This window comes from Bacillus sp. LR--39, assembly GCF_053613335.1.
This window is the reverse complement of sequence record NZ_JBSIOT010000001.1, coordinates 1,703,304-1,718,654: the sequence shown is the minus strand read 5'-3', so window position 1 is coordinate 1,718,654 and position 15,351 is coordinate 1,703,304. Positions and strand designations below refer to the sequence as shown.

Here is a 15,351-nt window from a genome sequence, read left to right as displayed (position 1 = left end):
AACAAGAATTAAAAGAGCTTGTTGGAGGGCAAAACTCAGTATCAATAACAACATATCCAATCACAAATCATATTTGTCCAACTATCACAGTAGGCTGCGCATGTCCGCAAAGGCAAGTATAAAAAACAATCGGGGGGATTTTTAATGAAAAAAGAATTTTTAGCATTGGAAGTAATGACTGAGGAAGAATTAAAAGAATTGGCGGGGGGATCGGAAGCAACTCCAATGACCGTAACACCGACAACTATCACAATACCAATCTCTTTAGCAGGCTGTCCGACAACTAAATGTGCGTCTATTGTCAGTCCATGTAACGACTGAAATTTATAAAAACTCAAACAATAGGAGGAATTACCATGAAAAAAGATTTTCAAGCACTGACTCCAATGACTGAAGAAGAATTAAAAAACCTTGCAGGGGGATCAGATGCAACCCCGATGACCGTAACGCCGACAACCATCACAATACCAATCTCTTTAGCAGGCTGTCCGACGACAAAGTGTGCGTCTATTGTCAGTCCATGTAACGACTAAACATATCCGAAAAAGAATATGTATATGCGTACATATTCTTTTTCTTTTTTGTCAAAGACAATCAAGAATATATAAGGAAGTGATAAATGTGAACAAAACACAGAATTCGGATAACTATGTTTATGAAAACTCTATGTTAAATCTTTTTAAAGAAGAGGATTATTTCGAAGGTTTTGCGCAGTATTATATAAGTATTTTTAAAGCTCAGATTGTTAAAGAAATAGATAGAATACCATCCGAAAGTCTGCTGGATAAGGGATGTCTTGTTGAATCGATATTAATTAATTATAAGAAAAAAATATACCATTTGGCGGGGAAAACACTTATCCATGAGTTTCATCAAACTTTTGACGAGTTTGATCAAAAAAATGAATCTAAAAATTATGATATATTCTCAGAAAGGCTGAAAAACTCCGCATTTGTTGAAGAAATACTCAATAATTATCCTGTATTGCAAGATTTAATCTCCAGATCCACCTCTGATTTTATACGCTTCACTATATCTATTATTAAACATTGGGTTAATGACTATAAAAAAATCCAACAAAAATTCAATCTTTCGTTCGGAAAAATGAGAAAGATTAATATGAATGCAGGGGATGTTCATAATGGCGGTAAAAGTGTTGTTATTATTGAATTTGAAAATAACAAACTCGTTTATAAACCCCGTTCACTTGAAATTGATGTTTTTTATGAAAAGGTCATTGATTATGTCAATCAGTATTATCAAACTAATTTAAAAACACCTTTATCCTTGAATCAAGGTGAGTACGGGTGGCAAGAGTATGTACAGTCTGAACCGTGCGATAATATTGAACAGGTAAGAAATTATTATTACCAATTTGGAATGCATTTAGGATTTATTTATGCTTTTCAAGGGTCAGATTTTCATTTTGAAAATATCATAGCATGTCGTGATAAACCGGTGTTGGTTGATCTTGAGACTCTGTTTCAAAGCAGCCTCTTTTTTTCTGAGGAGAACAAGGAAAATGTTAATTTAATGGCATCAGCACAGGTAAATAAAACAATATTAAAATCTGCACTTTTTAACTATATGAGTTTTCCGGAAGATAACGGGCTGACTAATATAGGAGGCTTGATAAACACAGAAAATCAAAAAGGTGAAAAAGAAGAAGTGCTTCATATAAAAACAGATAAAATTTCTATGAGAAAGAAACAATATCTCTTCAAAAGGGGAAGGAATCTTCCTGTTTACAAAAATAAAGTAGCAGAATGCTTTGAATTTGAAAGAGAATTTATTGAAGGTTTCAAAAGAATATACTTTATTTTGAAAGAAGATTTATATATACGGAACCTTATAAGCGATTTAAATTATGCTCCTATTAGAATTATTGTCAGACCTACATATGTTTACGCTTCATTTCTTGAAACCCTCCTCCATCCTATGTATTTAAAAGATTATGGAGAAAGGATAAGGGTTTTATCTTTTATTAAGGATGCTTATACAAAATATAAAGTATTTGATTCCATCAGTCCATTTGAGATCAAGGATATGATGATCGGTGATATACCCTATTTTAATGCTCCTATTAGTGAAAAAAGGGTTTATTCAAATTCAATACATGTGGTGGATACAGGGATTATGAAACAAAGCGCTAAACAAGAAGTTTTAACTCGTTTAGCGAATATGTCGGAAGAAGACATGCATCAGCAAGTGAGCTTGATAAATATGGCCTTAAGCTCCACGGCGGCTAATTTGGATATTATTTACAAAAATCAAATTGATGATTTTGTACCTGGATATTTAAAAAATGACATACAAATCAAAGAGCTGATTCAAATAGAAACAGATTGTATATTAAAACAAGCAATCGAATCGGAGAAATATCTTCAATGGGTATCAATAGTCTCGGCTCCCAATGGCACCTTATCCGTAGGACCGCTGAGTTTTGGGCTGTACGATGGGTTAGCTGGAGTGGGGCTTTATTTTTCAGCTTATGATTTTATTTATAATGATGAAAAAGTCAAATCGGTTCTTCGTAAAATAGTGAATTCAATTAATCAAATATATGAGCATAGTATTTATAAAACAAATTTCTCTGCTTTTTACGGGTCAAGTTCTTATATCTATTTTGTTAATAAAATGAGAGGTACCGGACTTTATTCGGAAAATGAAGTGAATAGTATGTGTAAAGCATACTTAGAGAAACTTCGTCAGGAAACCGCTCAAATAACACATACTGATTTTATAGGCGGACTCGCAGGTATATTAAAGGTTGTGATTCAGCTTGGCAGGTATTATCGGACTGAATTAATGGAAGATACGGCAAGAGCAGTTTGTAAAGAAATATGCAAAAGAGCGATTCAAAATAGAAATGAAGCATATTGGAAATCCGACGCGGATGAGAATATTGTTTTAGCAGGGTTTTCTCACGGTATTACTGGGATTTGTTATGCACTATCTGAATATTATGCGCATATTGAGGCATCTGGAGAAGTACTTAGACTGATTGAATCAGCTCTCAAATACGAAGATAAATTTTTTGATATTAAAATAAATAAATGGAGAGATAACAGAAAAAATGAGTCGGATTATTCTTCCGCAATGTGGTGTCATGGGTCTTGCGGTATTCTTCTTGGAAGAAGCAGGATATACGAGAATGTAGACGGGCGTATTCACGTTGGGTATATTAATGAGTCTTTAGATGACACATTGCTGAATGGAAATTCCCACCGTCAGGGCTACTCATTATGCCATGGAACGATGGGGAATATAGATGTACTTCACGCTATTAAGGAATTATCTCTCTTTAAAAATCGCAAGCAAGAGATTGAGAATACAATTAATATATGGGTTAACCATTTTGAAGAGAATCTGTTAAAAAATGGCTGGCAAAATGGAATAAGAAATGATCATTCGGGACTTGGTATGATGTTAGGGAAAACCGGACAATTATATGCACTCTTAAGGTTAGTTAATAAAGAAATTCCCACCCCATTGGCTTTGGATTGAGGTGGATTTTCTAAATAAAAAAGCGACCCTGTAAAGGACGCTTTTTTATATTAATTTTATTCCGCTGATTAAAATAATCGCCGCCATCACAAACTGCAGCGGGCGCGGTGAGAATTTCGGCGAAAAGAAGCTGCCGAGAAGCACACCCGGCACAGAGCCGATCAACAGATTCAATACAAGCAGGTAATCGACGCTTCCGAAGCTTGCGTTTAACAGACCGGCAGCCGTTACGAGCAAAAAGGCATGTGCGATATCCGTTCCCACCACTTCTGCCGTTTTCATTCTGAATAGGTATAACATGGCGATCGCAAATAATGAGCCGGACCCAATAGATGTCAGGCCGACGATGAAGCCGAAAATGACGCCGATCAGTATCATGAGTGTCCGCTTTTCTTCAAGCGTTTTTTGCTGCCAGCGGTTCGGCCGCAGTTTTTTATCGAAAAAAAGGCGGGCGATAATGGAAATGGCGACAAGGGTCAGTACGTAGCCGAGCGCCTGTTTGATAATCTGCTCCTGATGCTGGTGAAAAGCGGGAAACAAGTGAAGAACACCGATGGCGGCTGTTGCGCTGGGAATGCTCCCGAGCGCCAAATAGCCGACAAGTTTAAATTGAACGGTGCGCTGCTTCCAATGAGAAACGACACCGAACAGTTTGGTGATGGAGTTATATAAAAGGTCAGTGCCGACGGCGATTGAGGGGTTGATCCCCAAAACGATCAGTAAAGGAGTCAAAAGCGCCGCTCCTCCCACACCCGTCAATCCGACCAGCGTTCCGACAAAGAAACCCATAAACACAATGCTTACAGTCATCTGTGTGCCTCCTGAATAATCCTACTATTTTTATCAGATTATATATGATTAAGAGGCGGTAATCAATTAAATTTTCGGAAAATTTTATACAGAACAAAAAAATCCGCCAGCCTGCTGTTATGTCGCAGACCGGCGGATGGCCGGATTATGATTTTTGCTGATAAAACGGAAGTTCCGTGTGGCCCATTTCTCTGACATACACGAAAAGATTGCCTTTATGATGAATTTCATGCTCCATGGCAAGCTGAAGGAGAGCCGCGCCGGTTACTTTTCTGCCGAAAGAGGCGGTCAGGTCAATTTCGCGGTTCAGCTGCTCTTCAGTCAGCTGTGACAGGATGTCTGTCGTTTTTTCAGTACATGCTTCCGCCAGTTTGACGAGGTCTGTTTCCGCTTCTTCTTTCGGTTTGTTCTGGATGGCTGATCCGTTTCCGTCGTTAATGACGTTTGCAAACATAAGAAAAGAATAAACGATGTGTTTTACAAGTTCCTGAGCGGACATTGATGTCTCTGCCGGTTTGTAGTCGTAATGCTCGCGGCTGATTTTTTCCGCCAGTTCAATCGTCACGTTTCGATGTGACAGAAAGTGGCTGACCAATTGATTTTGTGCTGTCATGTGAAAACCCCCATTTAATACAGAATAAAAGCTGCAAGGATATGCTATATCAACGGCACGGAAGAAACAAGCAATAAGCTTGTGACGGAGATAAATCGTTGCGGATATCCGAAATTCGACAATTGCGGTCTTTTTGCGTTCTTCTTTTTCTAGCAAATATGATAAAATATGACATATCTCGGTCATTCCAAAAGGGGGGATTTATTGAGGATGAAGCAGACTATTCCGTCCTCTTTTGTCGGGCTCAAAATTAATGAATGGTATACCCATATCCGGCAGTTTCACGTCCTTGAGGCGGAGCGCGTCAAACGTGAAGTAGAGAGAGAGATCGAGGATATGGAAGAAGATCAGGATCTGCTGCTGTATTATTCATTAATGGAATTCAGACACCGTGTCATGCTGGATTACATCAAGCCCTTAAAGGAGGACCCTTCTCAGCCTGAGTTTTCAGAATTATTGGAAGACATTGAAGGCAACCAGTATAAACTGACAGGACTGCTTGATTACTACTTTAATTTTTTTCGAGGAATGTACGAATTTAAACAGAAAATGTTCCTAAACGCCATGATGTATTACAAACGGGCTGAAAAAAACCTTGCACTCGTTTCTGATGACATCGAGAAAGCTGAGTTTGCTTTTAAAATGGCCGAGATATTTTACAACCTGAAACAAACCTACGTCTCCATGAGTTATGCCGTTCAAGCCCTTGAAACGTACCAATCGTATGAGACGTACAACGTCCGCAGAATCCAATGTGAATTCGTTATTGCAGGGAATTATGATGACATGCAGTATCCAGAAAGAGCATTGCCCCACTTAGAACTTGCTTTAGATCTTGCAAAACAAGAAGGCAATCCCCGTCTTATTAGTTCAGCCTTATATAATCTCGGAAACTGTTACGAAAAAATGGGAGACCTCTCTAAAGCAGCCGAATATTTTGAGACATCCGTTTCCATTTGCAGGTCAGAAAAGTTCGATAATCTTCCGCATTCTATTTACTCATTAACACAGGTTCTTTATAAACAGAACACTACAGCAGAAGCAGAGAAGCAATACCGCCTCGGGCTCAGTATCGCCCGCGAATACAATGATGAATTGTTTGTGAATCTGTTCCAATTTTTACATGCGTTATACGGCAAGGAAATGGATAACGCATCCGTCAGGCACACGTTTGATTTTCTGGAAGAACACATGCTGTATCCGTATGTGGAAGAATTGGCGCATGACGCTGCCAAATTTTACATGAAACACGGACAGCCTGAAAAAGCGCTCACGTTTTATGAAAAAATGGTGCACGCCCAAAAACAAATCCAGAGAGGAGATTGTCTATATGAAATCTAAACTGTTGTCAGGATTGCTGCTTGTTGCTGTCGGGTTCAGCTTTACACAGGTGATCGGCCATGAAAGCCATTTGGAAAACCAAGCGGACGGCACATTCCATATTGCCGCGCGCAACCAAACATAACATAAAGACCCTTCTTTGGAAGGGTCTTATTTTTTGCATGCGTATCCATTCCATTTTTATCCGAATGCAGAGTCTATATGCTCAAGTTATCTGTCCTACGAATGCCACCTATTGATGAAAAAGGCATAAGGAGAGATGAAGAGTGGGGATTGAAGTGAAAAAACGGCTCGTATCGGCTGATAAATATGCGTTAAAATGTCCGAATCCGATGACACCGGAGTATATTACCATTCATAACACGGCAAACGACGCATCCGCCGCTAATGAAATCAGCTATATGACGGGGAACAGCGAATCAACGAGCTATCATTTTGCGGTTGATGACAAAGAAGTGATCCAGGGAATTCCGTTGGACCGGAATGCCTGGCATTCGGGAGACGGCACGAACGGTACCGGAAACCGTAAGTCGATTGCTATAGAAATCTGTTACAGTAAGTCAGGCGGCGAACGGTACAGAGCCGCAGAAGAACTGGCGATTGCGTTTGCGGCGCAGCTTTTGAAAGAACGGGGCTGGGGGATTGACAGAATCAGAAAGCATCAGGACTGGAACGGAAAGTACTGCCCGCACCGCATTTTGTCTGAAGGCCGCTGGGATGAAGTGAAGGCGAAGATTGAAAAGAAATTAAGCGGGAGTATGCCGGCGAAAAAAGCCTCTATTTCTTATTCCGCGTCTGAATACCATGTGAAAAAAGGCGACACCTTATCGGAAATCGCCGCATCGCACGGTGTCAGCGTAAAATCGCTGCAAAGCATCAACCATATCACCGATCCGAATCACATTACAGTCGGACAAGTGATCAAGCTCGCTCAGACGGGTTCTTCTTCAAAAAGTCAGGCTGTGTCTTCCTATCCGCTTCCATCCGGTGTGATCAAAGTGACGAAACCGCTGACGAAAGGGGAGAACGTAAAACAAGTGCAAAACGCTTTATCCGCTCTTTATTTTTATCCCGATAAAGGAGCAAAAAATCATGGGGCGGACGGCGTTTACGGCCCGAAAACGGCAAATGCCGTAAAACGTTTTCAATCCGTCAGCGGATTAACGGCAGACGGAATTTACGGCCCGAAAACGAAGGCGAAAATAGAAGAAAAACTGTAATCAATAAAACGGAAGCTCCCCGGGCTTCCGTTTCTTCTTACATACAAACTGCGGCAAGGGCCTTTTGAATATCATAAATGCTTTCATCTTTTTTAAACTGCTTTGAGACAGCGGGAAGTTCCGCGCCTGAAATCCAAATTTTCAGCTCTGAATCAAGGTCAAAGCGGCCGGCGGTTTCTACGCTGAATCTGGAAATGCTCTTGTACGGAATGGATTGAATCTCCGTTTTCTTCCCCGTGAGTCCCTGTTTATCAACAAGAATAAGACGCTTATCCGTAAAGACAATGATATCTCGGACAAGCTTAAATGCGGCGTTGACATTCTCACCTTCCAGCAGAATACGGGCCAGTTCTGCTTTTGCTTCAGCCGTCGATATTGTTGACGCATTGCCCAGCAATCCATTGATGAACCCCATGATATATCCCCCCTGTTACGTATTCTATCAAATCATACTATAAAAAGGTTTCCATTCCCAGATGAGTAGAGTAAACTGGTGCTGACTGGAAAAGGAGAGCATGTTACACATGAAAGATCGATATGACAATTTCGCAGCCCTTTCAGCTGCTGAATCAGAATACAGAATTATTTATGAAGAAAAAGAGGGAAGTGAATGTATCGTCCTCGCTCCCCACGGCGGCAGGATTGAGCCGGGTGTCAGTGAGCTGGTGCGGGCATTTTCTGACCAAAGCTCAATTTACTTATTTGAAGGGACGAAGCGGTGCGATAACCGTTCTCTCCATTTGACAAGCACACGCTTTGACGAACCCCTGGCTTTAGAAAAAGTGACCGCCCATCATTACGCATTGGCTTTTCATGGGTATCATGATCTGAAAAAGGCAAATACACTCGTCGGGGGCGCGGATCTGGAAAAAGCAAGACTGATTTGTGATCTGCTGCGTGAAGCGGGGTTTGATGCCGAGCTGACAGAGAAGAATGATCGGCTGGCAGGTGTAAATCCCGGCAACATTGTCAATCGGACAAAAAGGAAAATGGGGCTGCAATTGGAAGTGAGCACGGCGCAGAGACACGCGCTGTTCAGTAATTTTGGCTGCCGGGGAGAAAAATATACGCCAACCGATCTGTTTTTTCGGTATGTAGAAGCCGTGAAGGCAGGTTTTTATGATAAATGAACAGGGGGGGCCCGTTCTTACATTCACTGGAGCTATGCGGCGCAAGAAGTGCTTGGCGGGCAGCACGGTGAGAACAGCGTCATGATGCAAAAACCTTTCCTGTGATTTAAAATGCTGACACTCTGACGGCAGAGTATCGCTAATTTTCAATAAAATACGGCGTTTTTTCCTCAGCGGCATGCAAGTGTGTCTGTCCGCTTTCATAATACACATTCGGCCGCTTGTCGGATAACAGACAAGCGAGCCGCTTCTGAAATTGAATACCTGCTTTACGCCGTTCAAACAGCTCCAGCCTTTTTTCCGCAAATGATGCCGTCACCCGGAAAGCGGCTGCGATTAAAATGACGGCGTGGCTCCTCCGCTGGGGAAGCTCCATGTTTAACAGCATAAAGGTCGGCACACAGAAGTGGTACATAAAATGGTTGGCCTGAAATTCCTGCAGTTCCCTGAACAGCTTGTTCATATGAAAATGGTTGCCGGTATGCTTCAGCACGTGGCACAGTTCGTGCGCAAAATCCTGCCATTGCTCTTCGGGTGACTTTTTTTGATTCAGGACGATGCTGTACATGCCGTCCCGCTTCAGCATCATACTGTGCGTATCTTCAAAATGAATCCAAATGTCAAGCTCCTTGGCAATCATCTGCATATCAATATGGAGAGGGGCGGTCATTCCCATGCGGCAATATAAGTTTTTGACGTATTCCTCAAGATGTGTTAAAAAATCGCCCAATTGAATACACCCTTTCGAACATATGTTCTTTTTTAAGCGAGAAAGAAAAGCCCTGATCGGACTTTGAATCAATTCCCTTTTCTTTTAAAAATAAACATTCAGCTTTTATATCGGCTGAACGTTAAGCAGTTTAAAGGAAAAGAGCGGATTATTTATGTTTCGGCCTGCGGTTTTTCTCTTTTTCTTTTAAATAATTAATGAATTCAATGGCCTGCTGCTTGCTTTCCGGGGAAAAGTCCTGCATGTCCCGATATGCGATCTGCAAGTCGGGATCGGCAAACATGTCTTCATCTGAAGGTTCTTTTCCGGTTAACAAATAATCAGTCGACACTTTGAAATAATCCGCAAGCTTTTGCAGCGTGTCGTAATCGGGTTCAGATCGGCCGTTTTCATAATGAGAATATCTGGCGCGCGAGACACCGATATGATTTGCGACTTCTTCCTGCGTTTTCTTTCCTCTGAGACTCTTTAATCTTCCGCCTATCATCCGAATGACCTCTCTTTTTTCAACACCCTAAGTTACTTATGATTATAGATACAAAATGTATCAAAATAAAGAGATGATAAAAAAAGTATCAAAAAGGTCTTGATGATACGAACTGTATCGTATATAATCAACATCATAAGGATACAAAATGTATCAATTTACGATAAGAAATCGATCAGGAGGGTGAGAGATGCAGCCGATAATCATCCGTTTCAGCAGCAATCCGGCTGATCAGAGATGTTTAGGAAAAGCAGGCGGTTCGATATCTTTTACCGCTTGCGGACTACCGGTATTCCGATTTGATAACCGATTGCAGTATGAACGCTATATAAGTCTGAAGACAAACGGAGACGTCCAATATGAATCGTAAAAGCTACCCGTTTTTCATCTATTCCGGATTATTGAATTCAGAACATTATGACAAAATAGGGTCTGCTATTTGGCTGTTTTTATGGTTCATCAGCTCAACGACAAAGGAACACGTAAAAGACGGCGTAAAGTGGGGGATCGTCCTCGGACATAAGCCCGTAAAAGCAAAAGAAATGGCCGACGTATTTGCCGTCAGCGAAAAAACCGTCAGACGGTGGCTTGAGGTTTTGGAACAGCATGAATATATCAAAACCGTCCGCGCCCCTTACGGACTCATCGTCTCAGTAAAGCACTCGAAAAGATTCACGCAGAAAAAGACATTGACCCGCCCGGAAGTCACAGACCGGACAATATCGGCGGATCACCGGGACAAAAATGTCCGGAGAGAAATAGATATAACAAAAAATCATACTGCTGAAGAAGCGATTAACGACATTGCCGCCCATTTTATCAGATTAAGGTCTGCACAGGAGAGGCGGAGCGTATACCCGTCGCCCCGGGATTATCAGGCCATCGCCCGTATTGTTTCCCTCGGTGCGTCAGCACAAGAAGCAATCAAATGGCTCGGCGAATGCTTTACCGCTTTTGAACAGCGGCGCACCTCTTCAGCTGAAACGATCAAGGCTTTCAGCTATTGCGCCAAGTATATGGAAGACCGCTTGAATGCACGAATTGCGGGAAGGACAATCACAACAAAAAAAGAGAGGAATACGATACATGACAAAACGAACGATCGAGCAGATACTGGCCGACCTGAAAAACGGAAAACGTCCATTACTGGCGGACAGACCGGAAGAATCAGGCGAAAGCCGCTTTGACTGTCCGCTCTGTAAAGATCAGGGCGGTTATCTCAAAAACCAGCTGGGAATGGATGTGTGGGTTAAGTGCCGCTGCGCCGCCGAACGAAAAGCAGAGCGCATTCTCAGCGCAAGTGAGATTACAGATGCCTTTCGGAAGCTGGATTTCAAAGGATTTATCACGCGGGGCAAGCCTCAGGCAGTCGTCGACGCATATGAGTGCGCCCTTGAATATGTTGAAAACTTCGACAAGATTAAAAACTGCCGGAAAAACAGCATTGCCCTTTTAGGGCGTCCGGGATCGGGAAAAACCCATCTTTTGACCGCTCTCAGCAATTATGTCATGAGACAGAAGCAGACACCGGTGCTGTATTTTCCTTTTGTGGAGGGCTTTACGGATTTAAAAAATGATTTTGATCTGCTTGATGAAAAGCTTGGCCGTATGAAACAGGCGGATGTGCTTTTTATTGACGATCTGTTCAAACCGCTGAACGGAAAACCCCGGGCGACCGATTGGCAGATTGAACAAATGTACGCCGTCGTGAATTACCGCTATTTAAATCATAAGCCGGTTCTTATCTCGAGCGAGCTGGCCTGTGACGGACTGGTGCAGGTTGATGAAGCCTTAGGCACAAGAATTTATGAGATGTGCAGCGATTATTTAGTCATCATTAATGGCAATTCATTTGACGTAAACCACAGATTAGAGGGGGCGAGATAATGTGTAAGCTGTGCGGGCCGAAGAAGGTCATTGTGACGGAAACGGGTTTCGGCGCTGTCTTTCACCCTTGCCCGAACTGCAAAACAGGCACTGATTTAACGCCGGTCATTAAACGTCTTGAGCGAATGGTTCAAGACGCAAAAGCGAGGCTTGATGCACGTGTATAAATATATCAAATGGCTTTTTTGCCTGCTGTTCAGGGCGAAACGGATAGAAAAGCAAATTGAAGCATGGCATGAGGCTGATGGAAAGTGAGGATAACCATTGCAAGAAAAACACAGCCCCGCTCCATGGAGGGCCGTACACAGCGGAGAAGAAAAACCCATTTACATTTATTCCGCTTACAGCGAAGCGGATAAAGAGAAGTTCCCTTATTCAAACGGAAGGCTCATCGCGGCCGTTTTTAACTTAAGTTCATACTCACAGCAGATCAACGCGGCATTGATGGCGAAAGCCCCGGAACTTTTTGAGGCGGCCGAAACGGCTCTCCGCCTGCTCCGGGGAGAAAGTTCTGAAGAAAAAGAAGCGTTCATAAATAAGCTCGAAAGCCTCATACATGAAGTAAACATCCTGAAAAAGACGGAGGACGTAAAACATGAATCCTAAAAAACTGACTGACATTGAACATACAACATTAAAAAGCCAGCTGGAAGAAGGCAAGGTTCGGGTGATTATTGTAGACGGACTGAAGAAGGAAGCATGGCTCGCCGAAGCGCCGGAGCACGGCAAAACGCTTGTCGAAACGCGAAAAGGGGATCTGGCCCGGGTCGAATATGAAATCGGCTTTAAATTGAATTAAAAACAGAATACGTCCAAGACGGAAAGCCTGCGGACACTGATCAATCGCGCACATGCTGCGCATTGGTTGGTGTCCTTTTTTTGTTCCGAAAAAGAGGAGGATCTACATGGAAGACTTACTATTTGAATATAAACGCACGCTGAAAGAGACGAAAAAGTGGTACAAGCAGCTGGAGGAAGCCGATGAAACGATGCTTACTTCAGAAGAACTGAAAGATAAAAAAATCATCAGAACGATCATTACAGATGTGGAATATGTCATCGAATGGCTTGAAAAAGGCCGGCAGCCCGGCATAAGAAGAGCGATAGACCGCAGAGACGCTTATCAGAGAATGCTGATTAAAGATCCTAGAATCATAGAAACCTATTCGCAGGCGCTGATGTTTGAACCTTCCGCAAATGTGACTGAAGAAGACAGAATCAGACTGCGGGACGCATTAGCCGTTTTAACGGATAGAGAAAAAGAAATGCTGCTGCTCCACAAAGCGGAATGCTTTTCGTATGAACGGATCGCCGCCTTGCTGAACGTAAAGAAATCAACCGTACAGACGACGGTCAAACGGGCGCTTCTAAAAATTCAAAAACAGCAGGAACAAAGAAATCAATCGCCTGCTTCATAAGTTGTCATACGTTTGCCACCTAGAAGTGAACAGACGATCACAAAAAGCGGCCCGATTAGAAGCCGCTTTTTATTATAGACAATCATGTCGGAGGTGGCGGTGATGCCGTAGCATGAAAAACGCAAAAAGAGAACAGGCATTTACAATCTATCAGTCTCATCAAGGCCGCATCACAAATCGCGCCCTTGCCGGCAAATCAGGCGTATCCGCAAGAACGATCGGCAGATGGAAAAAAGAAGGGCGCTGGGACGAGGCGCTCCATAAGAACGCGGAAAGCGGCGGAAAAAACAACCCGGGCGAAGGTGATGAGTTAAACGAACGTCAGCGGCTGTTTTGTCTTTATTATGTGAAAAGCTTTAACGCCACCCAATCTGCGATAAAAGCCGGGTATTCACCGGAAAGCGCGCATGTGACGGGAAGCAGGCTGTTGAAAAACGAAAAAGTCGCCAAAGAAATCAGCCGCATGAAAAAGGAAATGGTCAATAAAGTGTTTGTCGAAGCGATGGACGTTCTTCAAGTCTATGTGAAAATCGCTTTCGCCGACATTACTGATTATGTAACCTTCGGAAAAAAAGAGGTTCAGGCCTTCGGAAAATCAGGGCCGCTCTTTGACGAAAATGATAATCCGATTATGCAGGAAATCAGCTACGTTGATGTTAAAGATTCTCACCTTCTGGACGGAACCATCGTCACAGAAGCAAAACTCGGAAAAGAGGGCATTGCAATCAAGCTAGCCGACAAGATGAAGGCTCTTGAAAAGCTGTCCTTGTACTTTGACCTTTTCCCCGATCAATTTAAACAAAAAATCGAAAATGAAAAATTAAAGCTGGCACAGCAGAAGATGGAAAAAACAGAAGACAGCCAAAAGCCGATTGACATTGTCATTACGCGGAAAGAGGAACGGTCATGATTGAAAAAGCGGTTAACCCGCGCTTTGAAGATTATTTGTTCAATTGGAATGAAACGTACCAATTTCTCGTCGGAGGCTATGGCTCGTCAAAAAGCTATCATACCGCGCTGAAAATCATCCTGAAGCTGCTTCGTGAAAAGCGGACGGCGCTTGTCGTGCGGGAAGTTTTCGATACGCACAGAGATTCTACTTTTGCCTTGTTTGAAGATATTATCGGGGAGCTTGAGCTGGGACATGCCGTAAAGGCCGTGTCTTCGCCGATGCAGCTGAGATTTTCAAACGGAAGCCGGATTATGTTTAAAGGGATGGACAACCCGGCCAAATTGAAATCCATTCACCATATTTCACTGATTTGGATTGAAGAATGCTCTGAAGTGAAGTATGAAGGATTTAAGGAGCTGATCGGGCGTCTGCGCCATCCCGAGCTTTCGCTTCATATGATATGCACCACAAATCCCGTCGGCACCTCCAATTGGACGTACCGGCATTTTTTCCGTGATGACCAAAAAAAACGGTTCGTATTGGATGATCAGACGCTGTATGAAAAAGGCACCGTCGTTAAGGGAGATACGTATTACCACCATTCCACAGCGTGCGATAATCTGTTTTTGCCGAAAAGCTATATTAAGCAGCTGGACAGCTTACGGCATTACGATCCTGATTTGTACCGGATCGCCCGCAAAGGACAGTTCGGCGTCAATGGCATCCGCGTGTTTCCGCAGTTTCAGGTCATGGAGCACAACGAAGTAACGGAGCGGATTGCTTCCATCAGGCGCCCCCTGTTTCGGACGGGCATGGATTTCGGTTTTGAAGAGTCATACAATGCGGTCATCCGGCTTGCCGTCGATCCGGATCAAAAAGAGCTTTATATTTTCTGGGAATATTACAAAAACAAAATGACCGATGATCAGACAGCTGAGGAGCTTCAGGAATTGGCGGATCAAAAAGAGCTGATCAAAGCGGATTCGGCTGAGCCGAAAAGCATCCAATATTTTCGCAGGCAGGGTTTTTGCATGGTTGCGGCCAAAAAGTTTCCGGGCTCAAGACTTCAGTATACAAAAAAGCTGAAACGGTTCAAACATATCTATTGCTCAGACAGCTGTCAACATACGATCCGCGAATTGCAGAACTTAACGTACGCAAAAAACAAAAACGGCGTTCTGTCGGAAGATGAGTTTTCAATTGATCCCCACACACTTTCAGCCATTTGGTATGCGCTGGATGACTATGACGCGGCGGATTTGAAAGATGCATCACAAGAACGGAGACGTCCGAATCGGGAAAGGAGGAGGTAGGCG

The 15,351-nt window shown here is 42.9% G+C and carries 21 protein-coding genes; 16 read left to right on the top strand and 5 right to left on the bottom strand.

The annotated features are described in order from the left end of the window. The first annotated feature begins 144 nt into the window (after nucleotides 1-144). The 3 genes from ACWHAR_RS08130 to ACWHAR_RS08120 all read left to right on the top strand — a co-directional run bounded on the left by ACWHAR_RS08130 (nucleotide 145) and on the right by ACWHAR_RS08120 (nucleotide 3,507). Nucleotides 145-321, top strand: coding sequence for a class II lanthipeptide, LchA2/BrtA2 family (locus ACWHAR_RS08130; RefSeq protein ID WP_162859400.1), 177 nt, complete (start codon nucleotides 145-147; stop codon nucleotides 319-321). A 35-nt stretch (nucleotides 322-356) separates the two neighbouring features. After that, complete coding sequence (locus tag ACWHAR_RS08125; RefSeq protein WP_017417596.1) at nucleotides 357-533, top strand: class II lanthipeptide, LchA2/BrtA2 family; 177 nt, start codon at nucleotides 357-359, stop codon at nucleotides 531-533. 88 nt (nucleotides 534-621) lie between these two features. Continuing rightward, entirely contained in the window at nucleotides 622-3,507 is a 2,886-nt protein-coding gene (locus tag ACWHAR_RS08120) for a type 2 lanthipeptide synthetase LanM family protein (protein WP_032874564.1), read from the top strand. Between the two features lie 45 nt (nucleotides 3,508-3,552). Here ACWHAR_RS08120 and ACWHAR_RS08115 read toward each other — a convergent pair whose 3' ends face one another. Beyond that, the gene (locus tag ACWHAR_RS08115; protein WP_007610763.1) at nucleotides 3,553-4,317 is read right to left on the bottom strand and encodes a sulfite exporter TauE/SafE family protein; all 765 of its coding nucleotides are present in this window, start codon (nucleotides 4,315-4,317) and stop codon (nucleotides 3,553-3,555) included. Nucleotides 4,318-4,462: 145 nt separating this feature from the next. Then, complete coding sequence (locus tag ACWHAR_RS08110) at nucleotides 4,463-4,930, bottom strand: DinB family protein (protein WP_021494037.1); 468 nt, start codon at nucleotides 4,928-4,930, stop codon at nucleotides 4,463-4,465. Between the two features lie 204 nt (nucleotides 4,931-5,134). Between ACWHAR_RS08110 and ACWHAR_RS08105 the strand changes: the two genes are divergently transcribed. The 3 genes from ACWHAR_RS08105 (at nucleotide 5,135) to ACWHAR_RS08095 (ending at nucleotide 7,491) form a co-directional block, all read left to right on the top strand. Next, complete coding sequence (locus tag ACWHAR_RS08105; RefSeq protein WP_087920760.1) at nucleotides 5,135-6,271, top strand: Rap family tetratricopeptide repeat protein; 1,137 nt, start codon at nucleotides 5,135-5,137, stop codon at nucleotides 6,269-6,271. After that, entirely contained in the window at nucleotides 6,261-6,395 is a 135-nt protein-coding gene (locus tag ACWHAR_RS08100; RefSeq protein WP_003154881.1) for a PhrA family phosphatase inhibitor, read from the top strand. Before ACWHAR_RS08105 ends, ACWHAR_RS08100 begins: the two co-directional genes overlap by 11 nt. A 142-nt stretch (nucleotides 6,396-6,537) precedes the next feature. After that, complete coding sequence (locus tag ACWHAR_RS08095; RefSeq protein WP_032874566.1) at nucleotides 6,538-7,491, top strand: N-acetylmuramoyl-L-alanine amidase; 954 nt, start codon at nucleotides 6,538-6,540, stop codon at nucleotides 7,489-7,491. Nucleotides 7,492-7,528: 37 nt separating this feature from the next. On the opposite strand, the gene ACWHAR_RS08090 is transcribed toward ACWHAR_RS08095, so the two are convergent. Next, nucleotides 7,529-7,906: a PH domain-containing protein gene (locus tag ACWHAR_RS08090; RefSeq protein ID WP_007610770.1), complete on the bottom strand. Its 378-nt coding sequence runs from the start codon at nucleotides 7,904-7,906 to the stop codon at nucleotides 7,529-7,531. A gap of 109 nt (nucleotides 7,907-8,015) precedes the next feature. Between ACWHAR_RS08090 and ACWHAR_RS08085 the strand changes: the two genes are divergently transcribed. Beyond that, the gene (locus ACWHAR_RS08085; RefSeq protein WP_032874569.1) at nucleotides 8,016-8,621 is read left to right on the top strand and encodes a poly-gamma-glutamate hydrolase family protein; all 606 of its coding nucleotides are present in this window, start codon (nucleotides 8,016-8,018) and stop codon (nucleotides 8,619-8,621) included. A 139-nt stretch (nucleotides 8,622-8,760) separates the two neighbouring features. Here the strand turns inward: ACWHAR_RS08085 and ACWHAR_RS08080 are convergent, their stop codons facing one another. Next, complete coding sequence (locus ACWHAR_RS08080; protein ID WP_007610775.1) at nucleotides 8,761-9,351, bottom strand: ImmA/IrrE family metallo-endopeptidase; 591 nt, start codon at nucleotides 9,349-9,351, stop codon at nucleotides 8,761-8,763. 148 nt (nucleotides 9,352-9,499) lie between these two features. Next, nucleotides 9,500-9,838: an HTH-type transcriptional regulator Xre gene (xre, locus tag ACWHAR_RS08075; RefSeq protein WP_003154871.1), complete on the bottom strand. Its 339-nt coding sequence runs from the start codon at nucleotides 9,836-9,838 to the stop codon at nucleotides 9,500-9,502. A 190-nt stretch (nucleotides 9,839-10,028) separates the two neighbouring features. On the opposite strand from xre, the gene ACWHAR_RS08070 reads away from it, so the two are divergent. The 9 genes from ACWHAR_RS08070 (at nucleotide 10,029) to ACWHAR_RS08030 (ending at nucleotide 15,348) form a co-directional block, all read left to right on the top strand. Then, a complete protein-coding gene (locus tag ACWHAR_RS08070) occupies nucleotides 10,029-10,208 on the top strand; it encodes a hypothetical protein (protein WP_029325864.1) in 180 nt (59 codons plus the stop codon). Then, nucleotides 10,198-11,025 carry a phage portal protein gene (locus ACWHAR_RS08065; RefSeq protein WP_032874571.1) on the top strand — a complete coding sequence of 276 codons (828 nt, stop codon included), beginning with the start codon at nucleotides 10,198-10,200 and terminating at the stop codon, nucleotides 11,023-11,025. The genes ACWHAR_RS08070 and ACWHAR_RS08065 overlap by 11 nt, the downstream gene beginning before the upstream one ends. Then, nucleotides 10,925-11,725, top strand: coding sequence for an ATP-binding protein (locus ACWHAR_RS08060; protein ID WP_032874573.1), 801 nt, complete (start codon nucleotides 10,925-10,927; stop codon nucleotides 11,723-11,725). Before ACWHAR_RS08065 ends, ACWHAR_RS08060 begins: the two co-directional genes overlap by 101 nt. Further along, complete coding sequence (locus ACWHAR_RS08055) at nucleotides 11,725-11,892, top strand: hypothetical protein (protein WP_003154863.1); 168 nt, start codon at nucleotides 11,725-11,727, stop codon at nucleotides 11,890-11,892. Before ACWHAR_RS08060 ends, ACWHAR_RS08055 begins: the two co-directional genes overlap by 1 nt. Nucleotides 11,893-11,989: 97 nt before the next feature. Next, on the top strand, nucleotides 11,990-12,331 hold the full coding sequence (locus ACWHAR_RS08050; protein WP_032874575.1) for a hypothetical protein: 342 nt from the start codon (nucleotides 11,990-11,992) through the stop codon (nucleotides 12,329-12,331). Beyond that, nucleotides 12,321-12,524 (top strand): XtrA/YqaO family protein, encoded by a 204-nt coding sequence (locus tag ACWHAR_RS08045; RefSeq protein ID WP_003154859.1) that lies wholly within the window; start codon nucleotides 12,321-12,323, stop codon nucleotides 12,522-12,524. The genes ACWHAR_RS08050 and ACWHAR_RS08045 overlap by 11 nt, the downstream gene beginning before the upstream one ends. 106 nt (nucleotides 12,525-12,630) lie before the next feature. Beyond that, the gene (locus ACWHAR_RS08040; RefSeq protein WP_032874577.1) at nucleotides 12,631-13,143 is read left to right on the top strand and encodes a sigma-70 family RNA polymerase sigma factor; all 513 of its coding nucleotides are present in this window, start codon (nucleotides 12,631-12,633) and stop codon (nucleotides 13,141-13,143) included. Between the two features lie 112 nt (nucleotides 13,144-13,255). Continuing rightward, complete coding sequence (locus ACWHAR_RS08035) at nucleotides 13,256-14,053, top strand: terminase small subunit (protein WP_032874579.1); 798 nt, start codon at nucleotides 13,256-13,258, stop codon at nucleotides 14,051-14,053. Beyond that, nucleotides 14,050-15,348 carry a PBSX family phage terminase large subunit gene (locus ACWHAR_RS08030; protein WP_032874581.1) on the top strand — a complete coding sequence of 433 codons (1,299 nt, stop codon included), beginning with the start codon at nucleotides 14,050-14,052 and terminating at the stop codon, nucleotides 15,346-15,348. The genes ACWHAR_RS08035 and ACWHAR_RS08030 overlap by 4 nt, the downstream gene beginning before the upstream one ends. The last annotated feature ends 3 nt before the right edge of the window (nucleotides 15,349-15,351 follow it).